The organism is Bacillus sp. B15-48 (assembly GCF_016879755.1).
GTDB lineage: Bacteria > Bacillota > Bacilli > Bacillales > Cytobacillaceae > Mesobacillus_B.
On record NZ_WOFU01000004.1, the window covers coordinates 562382 to 587982 of the forward strand.

At 39.0% G+C, this 25601-nt stretch carries 21 protein-coding genes; all 21 read right to left on the reverse strand.

Translation table 11 applies throughout. From position 1 onward, the window contains the following. Positions 1-5 precede the first annotated feature (5 nt). Complete coding sequence (locus tag GNT69_RS16090) at positions 6-1157, reverse strand: TRAP transporter substrate-binding protein (RefSeq protein WP_203555975.1); 1152 nt, start codon at positions 1155-1157, stop codon at positions 6-8. A gap of 418 nt (positions 1158-1575) precedes the next feature. Then, positions 1576-1959 carry a PaaI family thioesterase gene (locus GNT69_RS16095; RefSeq protein WP_203555976.1) on the reverse strand — a complete coding sequence of 128 codons (384 nt, stop codon included), beginning with the start codon at positions 1957-1959 and terminating at the stop codon, positions 1576-1578. A gap of 153 nt (positions 1960-2112) precedes the next feature. Next, on the reverse strand, positions 2113-2961 hold the full coding sequence (locus GNT69_RS16100) for a 3-hydroxyacyl-CoA dehydrogenase NAD-binding domain-containing protein (RefSeq protein WP_203555977.1): 849 nt from the start codon (positions 2959-2961) through the stop codon (positions 2113-2115). Positions 2962-3004: 43 nt separating this feature from the next. After that, positions 3005-3781, reverse strand: a complete 777-nt coding sequence (locus GNT69_RS16105) for an enoyl-CoA hydratase/isomerase family protein (protein WP_239094250.1) — start codon at positions 3779-3781, stop codon at positions 3005-3007. A gap of 65 nt (positions 3782-3846) precedes the next feature. Beyond that, positions 3847-4629, reverse strand: coding sequence for an enoyl-CoA hydratase/isomerase family protein (locus GNT69_RS16110; RefSeq protein ID WP_239094251.1), 783 nt, complete (start codon positions 4627-4629; stop codon positions 3847-3849). Positions 4630-4662: 33 nt separating this feature from the next. Next, on the reverse strand, positions 4663-5850 hold the full coding sequence (locus tag GNT69_RS16115) for a CaiB/BaiF CoA transferase family protein (RefSeq protein ID WP_203555979.1): 1188 nt from the start codon (positions 5848-5850) through the stop codon (positions 4663-4665). A 53-nt stretch (positions 5851-5903) separates the two neighbouring features. Then, positions 5904-6944, reverse strand: a complete 1041-nt coding sequence (locus GNT69_RS16120; RefSeq protein ID WP_203555980.1) for a hypothetical protein — start codon at positions 6942-6944, stop codon at positions 5904-5906. 14 nt (positions 6945-6958) lie between these two features. Further along, on the reverse strand, positions 6959-7726 hold the full coding sequence (locus tag GNT69_RS16125; RefSeq protein ID WP_203555981.1) for an SDR family NAD(P)-dependent oxidoreductase: 768 nt from the start codon (positions 7724-7726) through the stop codon (positions 6959-6961). Positions 7727-7737: 11 nt separating this feature from the next. Then, on the reverse strand, positions 7738-8526 hold the full coding sequence (locus GNT69_RS16130; RefSeq protein ID WP_203555982.1) for an enoyl-CoA hydratase/isomerase family protein: 789 nt from the start codon (positions 8524-8526) through the stop codon (positions 7738-7740). A gap of 24 nt (positions 8527-8550) precedes the next feature. Next, the gene (locus GNT69_RS16135; RefSeq protein ID WP_203555983.1) at positions 8551-9456 is read right to left on the reverse strand and encodes an acyl-CoA dehydratase activase; all 906 of its coding nucleotides are present in this window, start codon (positions 9454-9456) and stop codon (positions 8551-8553) included. 97 nt (positions 9457-9553) lie between these two features. After that, on the reverse strand, positions 9554-10858 hold the full coding sequence (locus tag GNT69_RS16140; RefSeq protein ID WP_203555984.1) for a 2-hydroxyacyl-CoA dehydratase subunit D: 1305 nt from the start codon (positions 10856-10858) through the stop codon (positions 9554-9556). Between the two features lie 31 nt (positions 10859-10889). After that, positions 10890-12044, reverse strand: a complete 1155-nt coding sequence (locus GNT69_RS16145; protein ID WP_203555985.1) for a 2-hydroxyacyl-CoA dehydratase subunit D — start codon at positions 12042-12044, stop codon at positions 10890-10892. A gap of 71 nt (positions 12045-12115) precedes the next feature. Beyond that, positions 12116-12886, reverse strand: a complete 771-nt coding sequence (locus GNT69_RS16150) for an SDR family NAD(P)-dependent oxidoreductase (RefSeq protein WP_203555986.1) — start codon at positions 12884-12886, stop codon at positions 12116-12118. Positions 12887-12984: 98 nt separating this feature from the next. Next, on the reverse strand, positions 12985-14124 hold the full coding sequence (locus GNT69_RS16155) for an acyl-CoA dehydrogenase family protein (protein ID WP_203555987.1): 1140 nt from the start codon (positions 14122-14124) through the stop codon (positions 12985-12987). Between the two features lie 29 nt (positions 14125-14153). Then, positions 14154-15392, reverse strand: coding sequence for a thiolase family protein (locus GNT69_RS16160; RefSeq protein WP_203555988.1), 1239 nt, complete (start codon positions 15390-15392; stop codon positions 14154-14156). Positions 15393-15471: 79 nt separating this feature from the next. Continuing rightward, positions 15472-16086, reverse strand: a complete 615-nt coding sequence (locus GNT69_RS16165) for a TetR/AcrR family transcriptional regulator (protein ID WP_203555989.1) — start codon at positions 16084-16086, stop codon at positions 15472-15474. A 248-nt stretch (positions 16087-16334) separates the two neighbouring features. Beyond that, complete coding sequence (locus GNT69_RS16170; protein ID WP_203555990.1) at positions 16335-17963, reverse strand: AMP-binding protein; 1629 nt, start codon at positions 17961-17963, stop codon at positions 16335-16337. Positions 17964-18033: 70 nt separating this feature from the next. Next, complete coding sequence (locus tag GNT69_RS16175) at positions 18034-19218, reverse strand: thiolase family protein (protein WP_203555991.1); 1185 nt, start codon at positions 19216-19218, stop codon at positions 18034-18036. 259 nt (positions 19219-19477) lie between these two features. Next, a complete protein-coding gene (locus tag GNT69_RS16180; RefSeq protein WP_203555992.1) occupies positions 19478-21127 on the reverse strand; it encodes an AMP-binding protein in 1650 nt (549 codons plus the stop codon). Positions 21128-21552: 425 nt separating this feature from the next. Next, positions 21553-22176 carry a TetR/AcrR family transcriptional regulator gene (locus GNT69_RS16185; RefSeq protein WP_203555993.1) on the reverse strand — a complete coding sequence of 208 codons (624 nt, stop codon included), beginning with the start codon at positions 22174-22176 and terminating at the stop codon, positions 21553-21555. A 577-nt stretch (positions 22177-22753) separates the two neighbouring features. Beyond that, the gene (locus tag GNT69_RS16190) at positions 22754-24745 is read right to left on the reverse strand and encodes an oxidoreductase (RefSeq protein WP_203555994.1); all 1992 of its coding nucleotides are present in this window, start codon (positions 24743-24745) and stop codon (positions 22754-22756) included. Positions 24746-25601 lie beyond the last annotated feature (856 nt).

Below are 25601 nucleotides of genomic sequence, written 5' to 3' on the forward strand. Positions count from 1 at the left end.
TTTTTTTATTCTATTTCCATAACAGCCTGTGGTACGACTCCCCCAGCATCCACTAACATATCTCTCCAAAGTTTAGCTATTTCCTTGCCGGCAAACCCACCACTCTCTTGAGTTTCAATCCAATCGTTCCATGTTTTTGTCATTGCCTGATTAATGTACTCACTAGTTTCAGGGTTAAGATCATCGAGATGAATAAATTCCCCACTATTTTTAGCTATATTACTTTCCCTATTTTGTTCTGTCTCTGAAATTGCAAGTTTAGAACCCTCAATAATAAGTTCGTCTGCAGCTGTTTGAATTTTTTCTCGAACATTTCCCGGGAGTTTTTCCCAATTTTCCTTCGTCATTGTGAAATGAGCTATACCAAAACCAAAATTCGTTCCTTCAATTGTATATTTGATTAGTTCATCAAAACCCATTACCGTCCAATCAGGCATATTGTAAATCAAACCATCCACAGCATTTCTACTGAGTGCATCATATGCTTCTGAAATAGGCATAGATACCGAGGTTACACCTAAATTTGCAGTTAGCATTTCAGTCGCTCTTGATGTTGTACGCAACCGAATATTCTTAGAGAAATCATCAACAGATTCAAATTTCTTCTTTGTTGTTGATATTACATATGGTTCAGTTGGAGAAACAGCAAAGGCTACCAAATCCTTGTCACCAAATTCTAAGTCATAATAGGTCTTGCCATCCAAAATCTCACGATCGCTCTTCATCATATTTTGGAATGCTTTTGCAGCTATACTTGCATCCGCTTCAAGCACTGGTAACATAGTAACTTCAGTATACGGAAAGCGCTGAGCATCATACTGAGCAATTAATGTTAATGCGATATCAATTGTGTTATTGCGAAGAGCATCATATTCTGACCCAAGTGCTACAAGCTCGCCAGAAGTAAAGACTTCAAAAGAAACTGTACCATTCGTTTCTTCTTCAACCCGTTCCATTAGTGGACCATAAAAGCCTCGATGAAAATAGTGATTGGGACCAACGCCCGCTGAAGCCCTCAGTGTAATTTTTTTATCACTTGTATTAGCTTGAGAACCCTGATTACCATCAGGTGTTGCTGCCCCCTCACTACCACAAGCAGCGATGATTAATATTGATAACAATACTAAAATGTGAAACGGCTTTATTACTTTTTTCATTTCTTTATCCCCCATTTTCATAAAGTTTTTATTTGTCTAAGATGAATTAATAACCCTGTCTATTTTGTTATCAGCATTTTAATTTCTATAGGCACCCTCCTCACATTTTACTTTTTTCATTTCCAATCACCAGATGGAAACGCTTGCATGATTTCTAAAATTAAATTACTTTTGAATAATTCTTGTGAATCATCACTCCAATATATTTATTTTTCAGAACTTTCAAACTACTTATATGACTATATTATCATAAATGACTATTGTGTCAATTAAATGTTTTAAATTTTCAGATAAAAAATATAAGTAAATTTTTTTTGCCACTCTTAAGTCAAAATTGGTAATTTCGAGGTAAAAAACACGAGCTAATTAGCCAGTGTTTTTATCTATTTTCGAATTAAACCAGCACTTACAAAGTTTTTCATAGATTAGCAAAGATGCCGTGTGCCTTTGCACAAAGTTCATCTTTATCATTGTAGATATTACAGTCCAAATGGTTTAGCGTTCGACCTTTTTTCACTAAATAAGCATCAGCAACTAAGTATTCACCTTTTGCCCCTTTTAGATAAGTAATCTTAAGATCAACGGTAACTACGGACTGAATAGCTTCCTGATCCTTCAAAAAAGTATTACACGCATTCCCCATCGAGATGTCTGCCAATAAACTTACAATGCCACCATTAACATATCCAACTGTATTAAGAAATATCGGCTGAATAGGCATAGTGACTTTTAGATTTCTACCGCTTATCCGCTCATATTGAAAATTGATTAAATGATCAAACTGAGTTTTTATAACTTTCATTTCTATTAGAATCACCCCGATATAATTTAGTATGAGAATTAAAAGAATACTAGAAAAAGGCCAGATCTCCTTATGAATAAAGCTGAGATTGACCTTCGTTTGTAAAGTAATCTATTTAATCAGTTGAAAACACAACTCAAAGTAGTTTTTTCATTAACCATATTCATAAAATCCTCTTCCAGTTTTTCGACCGTAATGACCTGCTCGAACAAGTTTTCTTAATAAAGTAGCCGGACGGAATTTTGAATCAGCTGTTTCTACATATAGCGTATCGAGTGCCGTAAGAAGAACATCCAGGCCTATCAAATCCGCTAAGGCTAAAGGACCAATCGGATGATTTGCTCCTAGCTTCATCCCTAGATCAATATCTTCTGCACTTGCAACCCCATCTTGTAGTACAAATATTGCCTCATTTATCATTGGAGCCAAAATCCGATTAACTGCAAATAAAGGAGCTTCATTTACGGTGATCAAAGTTTTCCCAAAACTCTGGCACAAATCCTTTGCAATTAAATAAGTTTCTTCCGAAGTGTCATTCCCACGGATAATTTCTACTAACTCCATAACTGGCACTGGATTAAAAAAGTGGGTCCCAATTACTTTGTCAGGCCTTTTCGTAGCCGAGGCCATCTCGGTGATGCTTAATCCGGAAGTGTTGGAGCAAAAAATCGTTTCTGGCTTGCAAATTTCATCAATCTCTTTATATAATTCTTTCTTTTTCTCCATGTTTTCGATAATGACTTCAAATACTAAATCTACATCTTTTATCTCGGCCAAATTTGATGTCGTAGTAAAACGATCCATGATTGTTTCCGGAGAGTCGTTCAATTTCCCTTTAGAAGCTAGTTTTTCGACATTTTTTTTAATTCCAACTAAGCCCCTGTTTATAAAATCCTCTTTCAAATCTGACAGAATGACCTGATAGCCAGAGCAAGCAGCTACCTGGGCAATTCCCGACCCCATATTTCCTGCGCCTATCACAGCAATTGTTTTTATTGACATGCTTGTCCCTCCCTCTATGATAGATATGAAAATTGAATTATATTTAACTTCCCTTGAATTCAGGTGCACGTTTTTCCAAAAATGCCTTCAATCCCTCTTGAAGATCCTCTGAGGCAATCAGGTTTGCTTGTGTCATCAATTCCTGATCCAAGAAGGCATCCCACGGTAGTTGTACGGAATGATTCATCATTTTTTTAACATATTTATTACTTAAAGGCGGTCCATTAAGAATCACCTGAGCAAAGTTCCTTGCTTCCTGTAGCAGTTCACCTTCAACCACTCTGTTTATAATTCCCCAGTTTTTTGCCTCTTGCGCTTCGAGTATTTTACCTGATACAATCCATTCTTTGGCAATAGGTAATGGAACTCTTGTGCTTAATAATTTCATCAAACCTAAATCTGGGATTACCCCAATATTGACAAAATTCAACCCAAACTTTGCCGTATGGTCAGCCACAATAAAATCAGAAGCAAGTGCTAGACTATATCCTGCTCCAGCAGCATAGCCGTGAACAGCTGAAATAACATATTTGTCCATATTGAGAATGACTCGAGTGAGATCAATCACTTCCTGTAAATATTCAGTAATTTGACTAGACTTCGTAAAACTGTTTATAGTTTGTAAATCTCCACCAGCACAGAAGGATTTTCCTTCCCCTGATAGAATAAGAACTTTGACATCAGAGCTTTTATCCAACTCTAATAAAGTTTTTTTTAGGGCAATCGCTAAATCAGTTGATAAGGAGTTAATCTTCTCTGGTCGATTGAGCGTAACAAACCCAACCCCCTCTTCAATCTTTACTTTAACCGTTTCTGACATAGCTACATCTCCAAACATTATTATTCTTCTATAACAGATCTACAAAGGATTGAATCTTATATGCGTTATTTCCCTTGAAATTTTGGCTTCTCTTTTGCTAAGAAAGCTCTTGCTCCCTCTTTTTGATCTTCTGTTGAACATAAATCACTAACTACCCTTGCTTCTAATTCAAATGCTTCGTCTAATGGCAGCGCTATTCCTTGTTTAATCGCCTTTTTAGCCGCTTTAATTGCTAATGGTGCTTTACTCTGAATTTTTGATACAAAAGCTTGAGCGTGACCTAAAGCTTCTCCGTTAGGAACGAGGTTATTCACTAAACCTATACGATAGGCCTCACTAGCATCGATGATATCACCCGAAAAAATTAGCTCGTAGGCCTTTCCACTTCCTAAAATCCTTGGCAAACGTTGACTACCGCCATAACCTGGGATCAGCCCCAAACCGACTTCAGGAAGTCCAAATTTTGCTTTTTCTCCAGCGATGCGGATATCACAAGCTAACGCTAGTTCACATCCGCCTCCAAGGGCAAATCCTTCAATCGCTGCAATTACTGGTATTTCTAGATTTGAAACCCTTTCAAATACTCTTTGTCCGGTTTTTACAGTTTCATAACAAGATTCTGGTGTCATTGTAAGAAACTGTTTAATATCGGCCCCGCCTACAAAAGCCTTGGTGCCAGCCCCAGTAATAATTAGTGATTGTAGTTCCGTATTTTGTTCTACCGCTTCAATCGCTTGTTCAAGTTCAAGAACAATCTGGTTACTTAAGGCATTAACTGGTGGATTATCAATGGTAATTATCGCCGTATTATTTTCAATTTTAAGTTCAACAAATACTTTTGTTATCAAGGGATTCCCTCCTTAAATTGAGTAGGTACTTATTTAACTAAACAATCCTGTATTGGTAAACTCTTCGAATTCTGCTTGTGAATATCCGAGTTTTTTCATTATTTCTTTTGTATTGGCCTCGGAATTCGGAATCGCTGTATGACGATATTCAGGGCTAGATTCTGAAAATTTAATTGGATTAGCAATTTGTTTTACTTTTCTTCCATTCGGTCCTGGAACTTCCACGACCATGCATCGCTCCTGCACAAGCGGCCCTTCTAGTACCTCTGAAAGAGTAAGGACTGGTTCAACGCAGGCATCTGCCTCATTAAATTCAATCATCCACTCGTCCAATGTTTTCCGCTTAATGATTTCTTTAATTTCTTGTTTGACTTGGTCAACGTTTTTCGGGGTTACCCCACCGGCGGTAAGCTCCGGTCTTCCGATTGTTTGGCAAAAGGCCTTGAAAAATTGTGGTTCCACGCCACCGAAACTTAAATATCTGCCATCCAGCGTTGCATAATAATCGTACAGCGATCCACCATTCAACATATTATCTTCCATGCCTGCGTCCTTCCCATCTACTAAATAAGCAGCTCCCTTCATGAACGAGTTGAATGCAATCATTCCATCCGTCATGGAAACATCAATATGCTGTCCTTTTCCCGTTCGCTCACGATAGATGACCGCTGACAATATCCCAATAATTGCATTGTTTGAGCCTGCAGCAATATCTGCCATTTGGATTCCAATAAGGGGCGGACCTGATTCTTTTTTCCCTGAATAGGAAGCAACACCGGACTGTGCTATGTAATTGATATCATGTCCTGCACGATCCTTCATTGGTCCTGTTTGGCCGTATCCGGTTAACGAGCAATAAATTAATCTTGGATTTATTTCTTTTAAACTCTCATAATCGAGATTGAATTTTGCCATCACACCTGGTCGAAATTGCTCAATAATAATGTCATATTCACCAATCAGCTGATGAATAACTTCGATTGCCCGAGAATCTTTAAGATTTAAAGTCATTACCTTTTTATTTCTTCCTAATTGTGCAGAGACGGCTGACATTTCTGTCTCAGGTAAAAACGGGGGTAAATAATCGACAACATCCGGCCTAGAACCTGATTTAATTCTGAGGACATCTGCGCCCATATCTGCTAAACACATCGTCGCATAAGGTCCTGGAACCAATGTACTGAAATCTAGTATTTTTAAACCTTCTAATGCACCAGCCATTTGAACTCCTTTCTGTATGTTCCTTTTATAAGGAATGTAACGATTTCTATTTTTCAATCAAAATGATAATCAATCTTTTGAAAATGGGACCTTGCTTTTTCAGAGATTTCTTCAGGAATGTAAAAAGCAAGTGACTCCTGATGCAAAGCTTGAAAAAAATTAATATCACTTGTCTCGAGGATTCCTGATGTATGACGTGGAATCAAACGAACATGAATAGGTTCCTTATTTACTGAATCTTCTGATATATTCAGGGATAAATTAAAACTCTCAAACCCTTGTTCGGTAAGGACTTTAAAAATACATGTTAATCCTTTTGCAAAATTCAACCAATCTTGTTTTTTAAGATCATCAATGGAGCGTGCTTGAGGAAAAACAACAATAAAATCATTATGACTTTTAGGGGCGTAAGCATGTATCCAATGAATATTGCCATATTCTCCAATCCATCTTTCACCAAGTTTTTTTTCGGCCTCAATTAAGGATAAAAAGAAGGATTTCCCAGTTTGCTTTTCATATGAACTAGTTTTTTCTTTTATTATAGATTGATAGTTGGTTTGTGATTCTGAAACCATCACTTGTATATGCGGATGCAGGATACTCCCTCCCGAAAGCGGTAAGTAATTCCAATTAATAGAAGCACATCTAGCCTTATTATCCGTTGCCATTACCTTTTCAAGATAACGTTGTGCAACCATAAATCCATCTCTAATCATACTCGGCGTAAAATCCTCTAATCGGACATAGTGTTGATTAGAAAAAATGACAACTCCATTATGTTTGCTGTACGGAAACAGGTTTGGAAAACAAACAGCATTTCCGTGAAAAAACCTACCTTGCTCAGCTATTTCTTGTGGAAAAACAGGGGTTACTTTCATCAGGTTTTCATTGCAGAACGGACAATTGGTCCCAGCTGTTAATTTGGATTTTTCAGTATAATCAGGAGGGATGATGGTCAACCCCGGATTAAAAATAAGTCGTGACGTTTCCCCTGTCAGTGGATCAAAGCGAATTTCTGTTTTTCTTTCAATTACATTGCCTTGGTGATCCGTAAAAGTAAACCATTCTTCTTTTTTTCTAAATTCAATCCTCATCAGTTACACCCCATTTATTTAGCTGGGAGCTGTGCAGCACCATCGAGCATAATAGTTGTTCCGTTTAGATAAGGGTTTTCAACAATATGCTTTACTGTTTCTGCAAATTCTTCCGGTTTTCCTAACCGTTTCGGGAAAGGAATATGGTTGGCTAATTCCTGCTTAAATGAATCCGGCATTCCACTGGACATCTGGGTTTCAAAAAGTCCTGGAGAAATCGATACAATTCGCATTCCATAGTCACCGATTTCTCTAGCAATTGGTAATGTCATTCCGATGACCCCTGCTTTTGATGCACTATACGCGGCTTGTCCTAATTGTCCACCAAAAGCGGCAGCAGAGGCTGTATTAACGATGACCCCTCTTTCCCCATTTTCGTTTGGTTCATTCTTCATCATTTCCTGGACAGCATAACGAACCACGTTCATTGTACCGATTAGATTGACCTGTAACACTTGATTGAACTTTTCTATCGGAAATAGCCCTTTTTTTGAAAAGACTTTTGAAGCGAAAATAAGGCCTGCACAGTTTACTGCCACATGAATGGCTCCAAAGGTTTGGATCACCTTTTCAACGGAGTCACGGACAGAGTTATCATCACTCACATCTGTTTTACAAAAAACGGCTGAGTCTCCAAGTTCTCTTACTAAGTTTTCTCCTCTATCTTCATTTAGGTCCAAAATTCCAACCTTTGCTCCGTTTTCTACCGCCAGGCGGGAACATGCTTCCCCAAGACCAGAGGCACCCCCAGTGATAATAAAAACTCGATTGGCTAGTTTCATTGTTATCCCCCTTAATACCCCTTAAATTGTGGTTTTCTCTTTTCCTTAAAGGCCTTAAGCCCTTCAGCAAGATCATAAGAACGAGCATGCTGCCTTAAATTTAGAATCTCATGGCGAAGAGCTGCCTCCTGCGTCTGATCCATTGAGGCGTTTGCTACTTCTTTCATTCGCCGAAGCACCAATGGGCTCTTAGAAGCTAATAATTCAACATACTTTTCAACTTCTTCCGTTAGCTCATTGTCTGCGACTACCTTATTGACCAAGCCAAATCTTTCGAGCTCAGCAGCTGGAAGAAATTCACCGCTAAACAATAGATGCTTAGCACGATTCAATCCAATCTTTTTTGGAAGAACAGCTGCACCGCCGGCCCCAGGAAATACACCAAAATTAGAATGTGCATCGCCAATTTTTGCACTTTCAACAGCATAGACGATATCACAACACATAACGAGTTCAAGACCGCCTGCAAGGGCTAAACCATTCACTGCAGCAATGACCGGTTTTGGCATTGTTCGAATCAGTTCACCAACATCACTGAACAAATCAAGAAAATCTCGCTTCCCAAGCTCAGGATTCTCAATTGAGGATAGGACATTTTTTAAGTCTGCTCCGGCGCAGAATGCATCCCCTTTCCCAGTAAATACGATTGCCTTGATCTCTTGATCTGATTTACATTCAGTTAAAGCACTTTCCAATTCAAGCAACATTTGTGAGGAAATTGAATTCTTCTGTTTAGGTCTATTTAAAAAAATCCAAGCGCCGGCGCCCCGGCGCTCAAATTGAATCGTTTCATATAACATGGCTGTCACCTTTCTTTATAAAAGTCATCTACTGTTTAATTGGATCGTTTGAACACTACAAGTGGCGCAGTCTTTAGCCGGTCCCCTTGCTTTATTTAAGTCTTCTTCCTCTTCTACTTTTTTCCTTAGACCAGTTGCAAAGTCATTAGCAAAAATGGCCGCCCCTAGTGCACCAACAATTTGTGGTTCTTCCGGAATATGAATAGAAACACCTAATGATTTTTCTAGAGCAGTCGTCAAACCAATGTTCTTGGCACCGCCCCCAGTCATCATAACCGGTGATTGCAAGCCAACACGGCCAACTAGTCCCTTCATTCTCGCTGAAATTGCTCGATGCATTCCAGAGAGAATATCTTCTGTTGTGTTCCCATCCGCTACTAAAGAAATAACTTCTGATTCAGCAAATGTTGTACACATACTGCTTATTTTTATATCGGCATCTGATTTGAGTGATAATTCCCCGATTTTAGATAATTTAACATCTAACGCTCTCGCTAATACCTCTAAAAATTGTCCCGTTCCAGCAGCACATTTATCATTCATCGCAAAGTTTTTGACATTTCCTTCTGGATCAACTGCAATGACTTTACTGTCCTGGCCTCCGATATCAATGACTGTTTTCACATCAGGATAGAGATAATTTGCCCCTCTAGCGTGGCAGCTTATTTCCGTAAGATTTTTACCTGCTATGGCTAATCTCTTTCGTCCATAACCTGTGCTCACTGTATAAGTAATGTCGTCTATCTCCAAACCGGCTTTCTCTAATGCCTCTTCGATTGCCAATTTTACGGCCTTTTCGCTTACAAATCCAAGTTGTTTCACGCTATGGGAAACAATACGTTTATTACCGTCGAGTATGACCGCTTTCCCAGTCAAAGAACCACTATCAACCCCCATTGTATAAAAGGGTATTTCTTTATTAGAAGTCATTCACTTCACTCCTTTTCCCGTTTCTTCCACTTGATGCTAATAAACCCAAATTTGTGACACTTTCCGGGAATGAACAGCATTCCCGGAAAACAAAATCTTACCCTCTACTTTTCTTAGCCTCAAGACTTTCAATAAGCGCCTCAATGCGTGTATTCACAAGTTCTTCCTTATAGAATGATTCATCAACCATATCTCCTTCAAACGAAGTAGATTGAATGCCCATTTTCTTATTTAAATTTTCAGCTAAAAGAAAATGTGAGCGGGAAAATGATCGACATGTTCTTGCACCATGGAAGACAATCCCGTCAATCGAATAATCTTCAGATAATTTCATCATCCTCTCTTCTGTGATCGGATATCCAAGGTTTAACTGACATTCAAGATGGTTGATGGCAATCCCTTCAAGTGGATTTTCAGGATCAATTGAATCAGGCTCATGCCAGAATGCCATATGCGTATAACGACCGGCTACAACTGTCGCATCATAACTTGCAAACTTATCAGCCATCCATCCAAGCTTGTTCCAGTTCATAATTCCTTCCCAGAATATTCTGTATTTTTCATTCGGAACAGCACTAATCCCATTATCGAGTCTCTCTTGAACTTCATCCTTAACCGCTTGCATTGCTTCGACTGTTCCAGGCCATCCTGAAAGATAGTTTACAGGGGCAATTTGAATGGTCCAGTCAAAGAAACTAGCTGGTGCTGGTTTCGCTTGACATAACTCCATTGCTTCCATGCGGAGTTTTCCAACTTGTTTCGTTACACCCATTAACTCACTGAATTTATCCCAGTTATACGGTTTACCACTCACGACTTCTAAGAATTTAATTAAATCCTCAAACTGTCTGACAACATATTTGACATTTTCCTCATATTCCTCACCCTTCATATATGTGGAGCCGTTGCGACCCATATGGTACGGAATGACAACGTTAAACCATGGAATCTTTTTACCAAAGACACGCTCAATCGCCCAATCCCACTGCGGCCCGGTAGAACAGCCTGGATAACAGGTGATAATCGCGTCTGGGGCAGGAATTTCGGTGGCAATTGGTCCTGGATTTAGATCATCAGGAACCCCTAACTCTGCAAACATTGCACAGCCCATCTGGGTTCTTGCATAGGAACAAAGTTCACGGTTAAACCCATGATTTTCTGCAAAAATTTGCGGTTCTTTTTCCTCATGCCTTGCTGCAACACGTGCCCCATAACCTTCCCCGTGGATCCATGCCATATCTTGTGCTCCTATAAAAGGTCCAATCGGCAGACCTGTCGTATAAACGACCTTTTTCCCCGTCTTTTTGGCATTAATCAAATCTTCCCAATACTCATTCACCAGTTTATTTACTAACTTTCCAGATTTTAATCGATTTGCTCTTTTTGCCTCTTGTACTGCCATTTATCTTCATCCCCTTCATTCTTTTTTAAAATTAAACAGCCATTTCCACAAATGCTTCAAGCCTAGTCTTAATTGTCTCTATTGAATCAAGTTCATGTGAAAGTTCTAATAGAAGGTGTGGAATTTTCTCAGCCTGCATCGCATCTTTAATGTCTGGATAGAAGAACATATGTGGCTCACAAAATTGTGTCATGAGAATTACAAGTTGATCGGCTTTATGCTTTCTCATTGAATCGACAAGATACTGCGGCCAATCAGTTTTCGGATCACATCTCGTTGGACAAGGGACACTAGTGTTCTTTTCTAAGTAATGATCAGCAATTGCCTCAATTGGTTCACGGTCTTCAGCAATATTATTACTTGTGTATCTATACCCGTGGAAAAGGTCATCTCCGACAACAACTGCTCCTGATTCTTCTATAAGAGACAATACCTCACTTTTAGGTGCTCCACAAAAACTACCAGAGATAAACACACGAACCCCGTCATGTCTTGTAGAATTTTTTTCTGCAGCTAATTTTGCTACAAGTGTCTCAAGAATTTCGTTATGTTCCTCCTTCGGCATAACCATACTAGATTTAATAATCGACAACATCTCGCTTGAAGTTAGCAGTCCTGGGTTTTCGGATTTTAAGTCATATATTTTTCGAATAAGGCTTCGGTTTTTATTATAGATGCGAATACTCTTAGAAATAGATTCATCACTAATTTCATTTCCTGTGAACCTTTGAATATCACGTTTTAATTCTTGTAAACCTGTAACAATATCCCCTTGCGTCCACGGTTGATTTCCTACCGGCAATCGAAAGAACATATTATTTGCGTTTGGCAGAAGATTTCCTAAAACCTCAGTTCCTCCAACAACTTGTATACAGTAATCCCCTCCTACAAAGGCATCGAGGAATTCTAGATCTCCTTTTGCTGCTTGGTCAACGATGCTTCGAGTTGGACCGCAAAAATAAGAAGGATAATAGGCGTGACCATTGGTAATTGGTTCCTCTATCACTTGTAGAACAACAGGAAGTGCGCCTGCAGCGTGAATCAGTTCTTCTGGAAAGTGCATGATATAACATCCAACCACTTTGGATCCTGTTTCCATTTTCCATTCCTTAGCTCTTTGATAAGGATTAGCTGCCACATCTGCTAATTTACTTAGAATTTCATTCGTTGATAAGTTTGAATACATTGTCGAATAACCTCCTTTAATTTGTTAGATAGCTCTGGATTTATTATTTAATAATAATGTATTTAATAGGCTTAGCCTGAGAACGAGAGGCCGCCATTTATACTCAATGTTTGCCCGGTTATTTTGTCGGATTCTGGCGATGCAAAGAACAAAGCAGCTTCGGCTACATCTTCAGCATTTGGCAGGCCCAATCTCGCTCGGTCCACGGCTTTTTTAAATACATGACTAGCTTCGCTTGACATTACTTCATCAAATGCTGGAGTATCTTCGATCACTGTCAAACAGAGTGTATTGACACGAATTTGCCAACGTGCAAATTCACTTGCAAGTGCTTTGTTCATCAACACTAAACCTGCTGCGGAGGATCCAATCAGCGATTCACGTGGAGTAGCTACTCTGCCTGCATCACTTGTAATGATAATAATTTTTCCATAATTTTGTTCTCTCATATGATCAAGTGCGGCACGGATCGTATAAAGTCTAGTAAATTGTTGAGTGTTTAAACAACCTGCATAGTCGTTGGGATCCAATTCATGAAAGAACTTCGCATATTTTACTGTAGTCCCACCGTTTGAAATTAAAATATCAATTTTACCCATTTCAGCAGCGGCTTGATCAGTCATTTTTTTAACAGAATCATATTCCCATAGATCACATTCAAGAAAAAGCGAGCGTCTTCCCATTTGCTTGATTTCAGAAACAATTTGATTTCCAGCCTCTTGGTTTCTGCCAACAATCACTACATCTGCGCCGCTTTCAGCTAATTTCAATGCTGTCGCTTTCCCAATTCCATTGGTTCCTCCTGTGACAAGAGCGACTTTCCCTTTTAAATTTGTTATCATAATTATCTCCTTTTTCTATATTTAGTTAATATTAAGATAACTCTTTGGACACATAAATTAGATATCGTTAATGTGTATTTGATTCAACTCACTCTGTATTAGGACTGAAGAACTCGACCGATTGCCATAATTTCGGCTTCCTTTGTTCCTTCATAAAGTTCCAGGATCTTAGCGTCACGATACCATTTTTGGACACTGTATTCATCCATATATCCGTAACCGCCATGTATTTCAATGGCAGCATTTGCGCAGAACACAGCTGTTTGCCCTCCTAAATATTTTGCCATTGCTGATAAGGTATAATCTGGTTTCCCCGAGTCAATCAGCCATGCAGCTTTATAGACAAGATTTCTTAAGGCTTCGATCTTGATTGCCATTTCTGTTAACTTAGTCATCGTTGCCTGGTAATTTCCGATTGGTTGGCCAAAAGCATATCGTTCTTTTGAATATTTGACAGAGACATCAAGACATGCCTGTGATAATCCAAGCGCCTGGGCAGCGACCATAATTCGTGTAATATCAAAAAAGTGCATTAATTGTGGGAAGCCATTTCCGTCAGTCCCAACTAAATTCGATTGGGGCACACGGACGTCCTCGAAAGAAATTTGAGCCGTATCACTTGCACGAATTCCCATTTTCCCACGGAGTTTCGTTCTTGTTATTCCTTCTCTATTCGTTTCAACAATAATCTGCGAGAAGCGTTTATGCCTTTTTTCATCCGGTTGCGTAATGGCTTGAACAACCATAAAATCACTGACGGTTCCATTCGTAATGAAGATTTTGCTTCCATTTATGACAAAGTCATCTCCATCGCGCACTGCCCTTGTTTGATAACCTGCAGCATCCGTTCCTGCATTAGGCTCTGTGAATGCACCAGAGGAAACCCATTCTCCTGAACAAACTTTTGAAAGATACTTTTGTTTTTGTTCCTCTGTTCCATAGAGATAAATGGATTCACATCCGAAACTTGCCGTAATAATATTTGTTCCTATTCCCATGTCCACTCGCGAGAGCTGTTCGGTAATAATCGCTTGACCTAATATTCCCATCCCTGCTCCGCCATATTTTTCCGGGATCCACGCACCAACAATTCCTAAATCTGCCGCTTTCTTGCGAATCTCCGGAGTATATTTTTCTTCTTTATCACATTCAGATGAAAAGGGAGCGATTTCGTTTTCTGCAAACTTATAGGTCATTTCTTTTAACATCGTCATTTCATCTGTTAAATTAAAATCCATGTTCCCACTACCTTTCTACCAATCTATTATCATGCTTTTCCGATAATATGGATACACATCGCTGCTTCTTCTACGCCAATGCTTCCGCCGCCATTTTCAGCTAGACCAATTTTTGCGCCAATCACTTGTCGATTTCCAGCTTCTCCTCGAAGTTGGGTAACAACTTCATAAAGTTGCGCAAGTCCCGAAGCACCGATTGGATGTCCACGGCTTTCAAGTCCTCCACTTGTATTAATTGGTTTTTCTCCCCCTAATGTTGTTGCACCTGATTCGGCATACTTGCCGCCTTCACCAGGAGGGCAAAATCCCATCGCTTCGCATTGATGTAATTCTCCATATGCAGTGGCATCATGCAATTCAGCAAAATCAATATCATCTGGACCTAAGCCCGACATTTCATAGGCTGCTTTTGCTAGCCTTTCACCAATGTCTTCGCCATCAAGGTCACGATTGCTTCCCTGTCCATGGACAGATGCAAGAATTTTAACCGCCCGACTTCCACCGATTTTCTTAAGAAAGGATTCCGAGCAAACCACAATTGCTGCTGCTCCGTCGCCAACAGGTGCACACATACTTCGCGTTAGCGGATAGGTTACAGGGCTATCAGCTAATACCTCTTCCACGTTCATTGCCGTTTGATATTGAGCTTTTGGATTGAGTGAAGAATGAAAATGGTTTTTTGCTGCAATCGTTGCAAGTTGCCTTTGAGTGGTTCCATATTTTCTCATATGCCAACGAGTCATCATGGCATAAACGTCCATAAAAACACTTCTACCTGAACCTGGTTTTGATTCATCAGCCGGCAGCTTAACCTGCAAATTTTTTCCATATTCCAGTAGCGTTTGAATTTGTTGTTCATAATTTTCTACATCCATACAACTGGAATAAGAAGATAATGATTTCGCTTTATCAGGATTCGTTATTTTTTCCGAACCAACAGCAATTGCAACATCATACATTCCTGCTCTTATTCCTGTATAAGCTAAGTGAAGCGCAGTGGAACCACCTGCACAAGCATTTTCCACATTCGTAACTGGAATTCGATCAATCCCCATCCCTCTGAAGATGACTTGCCCGCGAATGGAATGTTGATTGTCAAACATTCCCCAAAATGAATTTGAGAAAAAACCAGCTTCAATATCTTCTTTGCCAATTCCTGCATCTTTTAAAGCCTGATTAATCACATCTTCAGCCATCGTACGTACGGTTTCTTCAGGATATTTTCCAAACCGGTTCATTCCAATCCCGAGAATATAAACATCTTGCATAGATACAACCTCCCAAGTTTTTTTCATCTATTTGGCTTCTTGCTTAAGTTTCATTCTTGAGTTTTAGTAGAGATTAGTATTAATCCTTAAACAAAGCTTTATAGCATAATTTTGTCAAAGAGTCGGCGACTTCATAAACTTCTTTTTCATTATGGTCATTCATCATTAAATGGTAACCATACCCCTCAAACATACTGGTGATCGACCGAATTGTAACATCAAGTTTTACCTTACGAAACAAACCTTTGTCGATGGCCCCAGAAATATCACGTTCAATTCGTCTAAAGAGGCCTTCACTAATTTTTAGCCAACCTTCTTCAAATTTTCTGTCGAACATTTTCGCTTCTTTTAATGCGATCAGAACGTTTCGATTTGTTATGTAGTACTCTAAAATTTTAATCGCTTCCATTCGCATCTTTTCATATAGATTTAGCGTTCGATTTGAGGGATGGGTATAGGAATCAATATTTCTAATAAGTTGATTTACCATACTATTAAGGAGGTCAGGTTTATTCTTGAAATAATTGTAGAAGGTTCCATGACTAACATTGGCTCTGCTGACAATATCTTTAACCGTCGCTTTTTTATAACCAATATCAGCAAACACTTCCATAGCCCCGGTTATGATTCGTTTATTAACCGGCTCCATATTCAGTTTTTCTTTTATTTCCTTTCTATTGTTCATTGTTTTCATCGGTATTAACTCCCGTATGGTTAATTTCCTATCTTAATTTACATTATAGTCATATATGACACTAGTGTCAATGACGATAGTGTCAAATTTACAAATATTTCAAAATATTTAAGATTCAATTCAAAATAGCTTTAAACAATCAAGTTTTTCATCTGACATCCTTGAAGAAGAAGTGCCTCCTTTTTATGAGGCACCTCTTGTACACTATATTATTTTCAATGATCATTGCTTAATTATCATAATTGTGCCTATGTTTCTAGTTTTTCTTGAAGAATTTGCTCTTTAAGCCTATATTTTTGAAGTTTACCTGTAGCAGTAATCGGAAACTCTGAAACGAAATACCATTGTCTAGGCCTTTTATATCCCGCAAGATTGGTTTTACAATACTCAGATAGCTCGTCAGGAACAGGTGGATCTTCTTCTGACTGTGGGATGATAACAGCAGCCACTTGCTCCCCAAAAACTGGATCTGGAACTCCAATGACTGTTGCATCCGCTACTTTCGGATGACTTTTTAAGAGTTGTTCAATTTCTGCTGGGTAGATATTCTCGCCACCTCGAATAATCATATCCTTTATGCGACCAGTGATACGGAGGAAACCTCTTTCATCCATAGTACCTATGTCTCCTGAATGAAACCACCCATCTGGTGTGATGACCTTGGCTGTCTCCGCCGGCATATTATCATACCCATCCATTGTCTGATAAGTTGAACGATAACAGAATTCCCCTTGAACACCTATTGGGAGTATTTCTCCTGTTTCAGGATCAGCTACTTTTATCTCACAGTGGGGCATCGATTGGCCGAGTGTTTCCGTTTGATCCTCAACAGAATCTTCACGATGAGTTTGGGAAACGACTCCATGCATTTCTGTCTGTCCAAAGACAATGGAAACACCAATCCCCATCTCTGAAGCCACTCTTCGAACAAGGGAGGCTTCAACTTTAGATGCACCAGACATGAAATGTTTAAGGGTTGAAAGATTAAATTTCTTACGGTCAGGATGATTTAATAATGCTTCAATCATAGTTGGAACAAGCAGAGAAAATGTTCCCTTTTCCTCTTCAAACAATTGGAGCAAAAGTGCAGGGTCAAAATAAGGCACTAAAACTTGTGTACCCCGCTGCATAATAACCCCTACGGTGGCTAACCCACAACCACCAATATGGAACATTGGCATTGGATTCACCCAAACACCACCTATCTCCAAACCTGCTCCTTCGGCAGTGAAATAACATGCGTTCACTGTTCCTTTGTGATTAAACAACACACCCTTTGCAAACCCAGTTGTACCTGATGTATACATGATAATACAATGATCTTTTGGTTTAACCTCTGGAAATACCTGAATAATACCTGACTTGATAAAATCAGCAAACCTGGAAACCCCTATTACTTCCCGTAAATTAGGAACATTGTCGCGAATCTGATTTGCAGTTGCCATCATATCATGTCCCCTATACTCTTCGATTAAAAATAGGCCAGCTGCTCGTGATTGGTTCAACACGTATTCAAGTTCATTGGCTTTATAAGCCGGGTTTACCGTAACCAATGTCATCCCAGCAAGCGCACATCCAAATTCAATCAGCACCCATTCAACTACATTTGGCGCCCAAACGGCAATACGTTCCCCAGGCTTAAACTTTGAAAGCAAAGCTGCTGCCGTTTTTTCTGCATCCTCAAGTAACTCCGCATATGTCCATCTCCGTCTTTTTTGTGTGTCAGCAATCCCTTCAATTAAAGCGATGCGATCCGGCACCTCCGCGGCAGCTTCTCTCAGAGCTTGGCCAAGTGTCCAATCATGAAGTGACCTTGTTGTATCAGCGGGCCAATAGGATTCTATTAATCTCGTATTACGGTAAATCTCACTTTTCAAACTGATATCCCCTTCCAAAATAATTTTTAATAAATCATTTGGTTCAAAAGGAAATGAATCCAAGAAATAATTAGACTTTTTCTATCACAATAGAGATACCTTGTCCGCCGCCAATACAGAGTGTTGCTAAGCCGTATTTCAAGTTTCGTTTATGCAATTCCAGTGCTAAGGAATAGGTAATACGTGTCCCACTTGCACCTACTGGGTGACCTAATGCAATGGCTCCGCCATTTACATTGACTTTATTTGGGTCAATTTGTAATTCATTGATAACAGCAATCGATTGGGCTGCAAATGCTTCATTTAATTCAAATAAATCGATATCGCCAACAGATAGTCCTGTTTTTTGAAGCGCAATTCTACTAGATGGAACAGGCCCAATTCCCATGAGATGAGGATCTACACCTGCAATCCCCCAAGATTTGATCTTTGCTAATGGCTTTATTTGTGGATTAGCCTGAAGAAAATCTTCCGATGCAATCACCACTGCCGCCGCACCATCATTAATTCCACTTGCATTTCCTGCAGTCACGGTTCCCCCATTTTTAAAAGATGGTTTGAGATTACTCAGTTTCTCTACCGATGTATCCCCTTTTACATGTTCATCTTGAGAAATGATTTTTTCACCTTTTTTTCGATCGGGAATCACTACAGGTACGATTTCTTCTGCAAACCGCCCCGATTGTATAGCTTCATAGGCCTTATGATGAGAGACAGCTGCGAATTCATCTTGCTCTTCTCGTGAAATTTGATACTTTTCTGCTAAATTCTCGGCGGTCCTTCCCATTCCACAGCCGATATATTCATCCGTCAATGAAGACAAAAGCATGTCATCCATTACTGGCGCTTTTAAGCCGGTGCCAAATCGTGTATTTCGTAAAACATGTGGAGATTGGCTCATATTTTCTGTTCCACCAGCAAGGGCTACTTCGCTGTCCCCCGCTAGAATAGAATGAACAGCTGAAATAATTGATTGAACTCCTGACCCACACGCACGGCTCACAATTAAAGCCGGTTTTCCTTCTGGGATTCCTATTTTCAAGGAGATATGTCTAGCCAAATAGGAGGCTGATTTCGATGTGTGAATGACGTTTCCAAAAAATACATGATCAATTTCTTTTGGATCAACGCCACTTCGGGCAATGGCTTCTTTTCCAGCTACCACTCCAAGATCAATATCCGTAACTGATTTTAATCCGCCCCCGAATCCACCAAAAGGAGTTCTTGCCCCTTCGATTAAATAAATATTCTTCAAACTTGCTCCCCCATTTCAACTCTTCCATTCTATCCTTATAAAATGCTGTCCCATTCTACATCTATCACAAGACTAATCATTTTGTGATTAATAAGAGAACAGGCCAGTGTTGTCTAAAAAATGTTACTATTGATATAGACTTTGAAGTCATATGTGACAATGTCGTCATTATAATGCAAAAAAAATTCTATTGAGCCTAAAATACGGATTCTAATTTAGAATTGTAATCATGCTAGATCGTTAAAATTGGGCCCACCATCTATGTTAAAGGTGCATCTTGTCTTTTTGTGTTTTCAATCGCGATTTCGCGAAGTTTAAACTTTTGAATTTTTCCAGCTGCCGTTTGTGGAAATTGATCGACAAAATGCCAGTATCTTGGCCTTTTAAAAGACGCCATATTTGCTTTACAATATTCTTCGAGTTCTTCTACTTTTGGCGGCGTTTTACTAGAATTTGGAATGACAATAGCAGCTACTTGTTCTCCCCAGTATTCATCTGGAACACCAAGAACAGCTACATCCTGAATCAAAGGATGCTCTTTAAGTAAGGATTCAATCTCTGATGGATAAATATTCACTCCACCACGAATAATTAGCTCTTTTAAACGGCCTTTTATTTTAATAAAACCACGCTCATCCATTGTACCGATATCCCCTGAGAGCAGCCAACCATCATCCGTAAGTGTAGCTGCCGTTTGTTCGGGCATTTGATAATATCCAATCATTGTTTGATAGCCCCGACAGCAAATTTCTCCTTCTTGTCCTAGTGGCAAGACTTCTCCGGTTGCAGGATCAGCGATTTTAATTTCAATTTGAGGGTAAGGTTGTCCAATCGTTTCCGCTTGATCTTCTGGTGAATCATCTAAGTGCGTCTGCGTCGTGCCGCCATGCATTTCTGTTTGACCACAAACAATCGAAATACCGCAACCTAATTCTTTTTTAACACGGCGTACTAAATGAGGTTCAACTTTTGATGCACCAGATAATATACTACGGATGGTTGATAGTTCGTACTTGCTTCGTTCAGGGCAATTTAAAATGGCCTCGACCATTGTCGGTACGAGTAGAGCGAATGTTCCCTTCTCCCTTTCAACCAACTTCATAAACAATTCGGCATCGAAACCTGGTACTAGAACATGTGTACCCCGTTGTTGAAGCGTTCCGATAACAGCGAATCCACATCCGCCCATGTGTACAAGTGGCATCACATTTACCCAGACACCTCCAACCTCAAGACCAGCCCGTTCAGCCATAAACTTCGTACTATTAGTAATTCCTTTGTGGTGGAGAATTGCACCTTTTGGTTTGCCGGTTGTTCCAGATGTATACATAATCACAAACGAATCATCTGTTTTGACATTGGGGAATGGAATGGACCTATCATTGCCGTTATTAATAAACTGATCGAATTCAGAAAATCCAATAACCTCGCGGAGAGTAGATAATTTCTTTTGGACTTCACGGGCTGTTGTGAGTAAATGATGACCGCGATATTCATCTGCAACGAAGATTCCAGCCGCTTGAGATTGCCTTAAGACATAATCGAGTTCTTTTTCCTTAAATGCAGGATTGACAGTGACTAAAGTTAAACCCGCAATGGCACACCCAAATTCCACTAGTACCCATTCAACGCTATTAGGTGCCCATATAGCGATATGTTCTCCTGGTTTAAATCTCTTTAAAAGGGCTGTTGCAACACGTTCTGAGTCAGCTAGCAGTTGTTCGTAAGTCCATTTTCTCCTCTTTGCAGCATCTTCTGTTCCTTCAACGAGTGCTAAACGATCAGGTACTTCTCTTACCACATCTCTCAATAGCTGACCTACAGTCCAGTCATGGAGTGGTTGTGTCGTGTCAGCAGGCCAATATGATTCTGTTAATCTTCTTTGATTATAAACATTATGTTTTGCCAAACTAAATCCTCCCCTTTAATTCCTAACATTGCTTTTCATAAGTCCATTTAAAAAAGTATTATAGTCCCTATTAACCGTTACGACGATAAACCACCTCCTTTAAGGATATTAAAGTAAGAGCATATGAAGGCACTTTAAATACAATAACAGATAGAAAAAGGGATGGAGAAGAAGAGAAAAAACTTACCCGTATATAGAAAAGAATAAGAAAGGATTCTAAAGATTAACCCTAACGAATGAATCCGCTTACAGGGAATAGATAACCCAATAAATTTTATTAGTGACTAACATATGTAATCGATGCAGCTATTTTTCACGATAAAATTGGATAAAGATGAGTCAGTTTTATTCATTTAAAGAATATTGTCATTATTCTGAATTTTATGTAGAAAAAAAGGGATTTTACCCTCTCATCTTCTTTATTCTTAAATCCCTTTGTTTTCATCATTTTTAATAACTGCGCGGTAGCAAAGTGCCGTCATCGAATCAGCTACTTCAATTAATTCCTCTTGTGTAGGAGGATTCATCATCAAATGATGGCCATAACCTTCAAACATACAAGTTAATGCTCGTATTGTTACATCAACATTCATATCATGACAATAACCTTTTTTCACAGAGCCTTTAATATCTCGCTCAATGCGTCTAAATAAACTTTCACTTATACTATTCCATTTTTCCTCAAATTGTCTATCTACCATCATAGCTTCTGTTAATGCCATAAATATGCTTCGATTACTAACATAAAATTCTAGTATTCTTCTTGCCTCGTATTGCATTCTTTCGTATAAATTTAAATTTCTTTCTTTTGGCTGAATAAATTCATCCACTTTTTCAGCAATCTCATCTACTAATATCCCTAATAAGTCTTGTTTATTTTTAAAATGTTGATAAAAAGTTCCATGTCCAACATCTGCTCGATTAGTGATATCATTTACTGTAGATTTAATATAACCTATATCTAAAAAGGATTGCATTGCAGCATTAATTAGTTGTTCCCTCATTAAAGCCTTACGTTTTTCTGTTCTAGAGAGATTTTCTAAATTCATTCCCATCTACTCCTAATTTATATCGTTAATAATATTGTAGTCACACATGACGTTAGTGTCAATAAATTATTTAAAAATTTTCTGACTATTTATCCTGTTGTGAGTTTTATTTTTCTATCGCCTTTTTTACGGTTTTGTTTCTATATAGAACCTATGTTCCTTTCGTTTCTCACCTCCGTAAATTCTAATCCAGCTTCAGTTTCAAGTTCTTTTTTTTTGGAATAGTAGTATTTAATCCACTTCATTATACCAAAGTCGGAATCTTTGTTTTATATTAAGTGTTAGATTGGCAAACATTTTAATTCTTCTCGTCTTAAAAAGTTTATTTTGAACGAGCAGATACTTCTGTTTGTAATAATTTTTGGGAATAACAAAGGGACGGACCTTGTGCTCCTTTAGGAAGCACAAGATACGTCCCATGCTTTTCATAACAAAAGACAAGAGCTCCCTAACATTTCTTACTTTCAAAAATACTAGCGCCTAGTCCCTTCGCGCAAATCCATCCGCATCTGACCTCAGAGGGCTAGGTGATCTGAACATGAGTTTATACTAATATCAATTGCTGCTTTTATCTAAATCATACTGGCTGCAAAACCTCTTTATCTTCTCTAGGAGTTACCTTAGATTCAATAAAGTAGGCCTTTTCAAAGGCGCCGCGGGTCGCATCGCCAAGCGAAGCATAGCCTGCTGCATCTCCAATTACAAACACATTCTCCATCTGTTCTCTTAATGCTTCCTCTAAAGGATTATACGCTTCTACCCCCATCGCAACAATCACATACTCTGATTCATATTGAGATAGCTTCCCAGAAACTAAGTCCTCCACGAGAATGTAGTCCGGAAGAATTTTTACCAATTTGTTATCGATCACAATGTCCACGTTTGCTTGTTTTAGCTTATCAAGCAGTCTTATTCTGGTTTCAGCGCCAATTCGCTTGCTTGCTTTTGTTGGAATTTCTACATATGTGACCACATTCCCCGCTTCTGCAAGGCGTCGCGTCGTTCCGTGACAGATCATCCCGCTCCCTACCACAGTCACTTTACTATTAGTAAAAACCATTTCCTGCAGCTTAATATCTTCATAAGTATAGACATGATCTAAATCATTGCCCTCCACTTGCGGAAGCCTTGGTCTTCCCCCTGTGGCCAATAAAACAGCATACGGCTTGATCGATGTGATTTCCTCCATAGTTGCCTCTGTATTCATTCGGACATCAATATTTAAGCGTTGCATTTCATTGCTCAGATAATCAATATGCCATTCCATTTTTTCACGATAAAGCGGATCCGTGACAAGATGCAATTGCCCTCCAAGTTTATGACTTTTTTCAAATAAAGTGACATCATAACCTTTTAATGACAGCACCCGTGCCGCTTCCATTCCACCTGGACCACCACCAACGACGACTACATGACGTTTTTCATCAGCAGCTAGAGCCTGAATCTCCTTAAACTCTAATTCTCGGCCTGCCTTTGCATTGATAGAACAGAGAACATGTGAGTTTCCCATAACTGAATGAATACAATGAAGACAGTTAATACATTTTCTAATTTCAGTTTCGCGCCCCTCCATGGTTTTGTTTACCCACTCTGGGTCAGCAATTAATCCCCTTCCAATGGCCACAAAATCGGCTTTTCCCTCAGATAAAATATTTTCTACATATTGTGGTTCTCGAATGGACCCTACCGTAATCACCGGAAGATTTACTTCTTTCTTTATTTCCTCTGCTAGATAGACTCTCCATCCTTGGGCAAATAAAGGGGATTCAATGATTTTGTCCACCGATTCATACGTTCCACAGCTAATATGTAGCCCATCTACTCCCAGTTGTTCCAAATATCGGCTCGTTTGTTTGCCTATTTCTAAACTGATGCCGCTTTCAACAAAATCATCGACATTGAGCCGAACGGTCACAGGGTAATCCGGCCCACAACTTTCTCTAATCCCAGATATAATTTCTTCGATAAATCTCATTCGATTGCGGAAGCTTCCCCCGTATTCATCAGTACGTAAATTCGAATCCGGACTTAAGAACTGATTAATTAAATAACCATGTGCACCGTGCAGCTCAACACCATCAATTCCCGCCTGCTGGCATCTTACCGCGGCCTGAACAAACTTGTTTACTAACTCTTTTACTTCTGCTGTCGTTAATTCCCGAGGTTCCTCTCCTACTGCGGCGCTGGCAACTTTACTAGGAGCAACGATTTGATTTCCATTTATTAACGAAGAGTTTGATTGTCTGCCTGCATGATGGATTTGTACAAAAACTTTTGTACCATATTTATGTACTGCATCAGCTATACGATGAATCCCTGGGATAAAGCGATCGTTATCAAGCCTTAATTGACGGATAAATCCTTTCCCGTATTCATAATCAATACAAGTAAATTCAAGGATAATTAATCCTGTTCCCCCTTTTGCCCTTGCTTCATAATAGGCAATGAGTTGATTAGTAACTTCCCCTTCCGAACCCGCTAGATTTGTTCCCATAGGCGGCATGACCACTCTATTTTTCAGTGATAAATTGCCTATTTTTCCTTCTTTGAAAATGTTTTGATAACGCATAATGAAGCCTCCTGTTTTGTGCAATAATTCACAAATAGTAATAATTAAGCTGTGCTAAAGACCAATGTTGCTATTTAAGATTTTTGGCTCATCGAGTGAAACCGCGGTTTCACTTGCTTTTCAGCATTAGCTGAAAAGCTGAGCAAAAAAAATCAACATTGGATAATAACACAGCCAATAAAAAAAGATTCCCAACTTTATTTTACTGGGAATTAACCGAAATTTGTCATCCCTACATTGTTATTTTCGTGACGAAAATATGTAAAAATGACGAAAAAATTGATTCTATAGTCGCTACATATTCGATAAGTCTAACCCTGCTTGGACAGGCCCAACGTTTTCTTGCTCTTTTGTCTTATAGACGTTGTATTATTTAATGAAAATCACCGCCTCTCCGTTCATCCGTATTTAGTCACAGTAATAACATGGGGACGTATCTTGTGCTTCTTTGGGAAGCACAAGATACGTCCGAGACTGGTGAAAAAGTCTATGAAATATTAATAATACGCTCAAAAGACACAAAATATAGTAGTTATAGTTCAATCAAGTTTCTATATATTGTGTTCTCGAATTCTATTTAATATTTTTTCACTGGTCCCGATACGTCCCCTTGCTTTTTCTCTAACTATACCACCTATAAAAATAATGAAATCGTCGAATCTTATATTTTTGCGGGATTACTAGTAGATGTTCAACGGATTTTTAGGTAAAAGAAATATCGGGGTCAGAGCATAATGGCAAATAAGAAAAGTGCCATTATGTGCTGACCCCATTTATCTAGTTATTTAGTTAATAATATATAGGTAGGACAGTATTGTGTAGTGAGTATTTATTTCTCACCAACTTCTTTAAGTAA

Coding starts and splice junctions, on each gene's coding strand:
- GNT69_RS16140 (WP_203555984.1), bottom strand. CDS start 10,858: ATGGCAGTACAAGAGGCAAAAAGAGCAAATCGATTAAAATCTGGAAAG.
- GNT69_RS16125 (WP_203555981.1), bottom strand. CDS start 7,726: ATGAAACTAGCCAATCGAGTTTTTATTATCACTGGGGGTGCCTCTGGT.
- GNT69_RS16145 (WP_203555985.1), bottom strand. CDS start 12,044: ATGTATTCAAACTTATCAACGAATGAAATTCTAAGTAAATTAGCAGAT.
- GNT69_RS16155 (WP_203555987.1), bottom strand. CDS start 14,124: ATGGATTTTAATTTAACAGATGAAATGACGATGTTAAAAGAAATGACC.
- GNT69_RS16090 (WP_203555975.1), bottom strand. CDS start 1,157: ATGAAAAAAGTAATAAAGCCGTTTCACATTTTAGTATTGTTATCAATA.
- GNT69_RS16120 (WP_203555980.1), bottom strand. CDS start 6,944: ATGAGGATTGAATTTAGAAAAAAAGAAGAATGGTTTACTTTTACGGAT.
- GNT69_RS16115 (WP_203555979.1), bottom strand. CDS start 5,850: ATGGCTGGTGCATTAGAAGGTTTAAAAATACTAGATTTCAGTACATTG.
- GNT69_RS16105 (WP_239094250.1), bottom strand. CDS start 3,781: ATGTCAGAAACGGTTAAAGTAAAGATTGAAGAGGGGGTTGGGTTTGTT.
- GNT69_RS16100 (WP_203555977.1), bottom strand. CDS start 2,961: ATGTCAATAAAAACAATTGCTGTGATAGGCGCAGGAAATATGGGGTCG.
- GNT69_RS16135 (WP_203555983.1), bottom strand. CDS start 9,456: ATGACTTCTAATAAAGAAATACCCTTTTATACAATGGGGGTTGATAGT.
- GNT69_RS16160 (WP_203555988.1), bottom strand. CDS start 15,392: ATGCAAGATGTTTATATTCTCGGGATTGGAATGAACCGGTTTGGAAAA.
- GNT69_RS16150 (WP_203555986.1), bottom strand. CDS start 12,886: ATGATAACAAATTTAAAAGGGAAAGTCGCTCTTGTCACAGGAGGAACC.
- GNT69_RS16130 (WP_203555982.1), bottom strand. CDS start 8,526: ATGTTATATGAAACGATTCAATTTGAGCGCCGGGGCGCCGGCGCTTGG.
- GNT69_RS16165 (WP_203555989.1), bottom strand. CDS start 16,086: ATGAAAACAATGAACAATAGAAAGGAAATAAAAGAAAAACTGAATATG.
- GNT69_RS16095 (WP_203555976.1), bottom strand. CDS start 1,959: ATGAAAGTTATAAAAACTCAGTTTGATCATTTAATCAATTTTCAATAT.
- GNT69_RS16185 (WP_203555993.1), bottom strand. CDS start 22,176: ATGAATTTAGAAAATCTCTCTAGAACAGAAAAACGTAAGGCTTTAATG.
- GNT69_RS16190 (WP_203555994.1), bottom strand. CDS start 24,745: ATGCGTTATCAAAACATTTTCAAAGAAGGAAAAATAGGCAATTTATCA.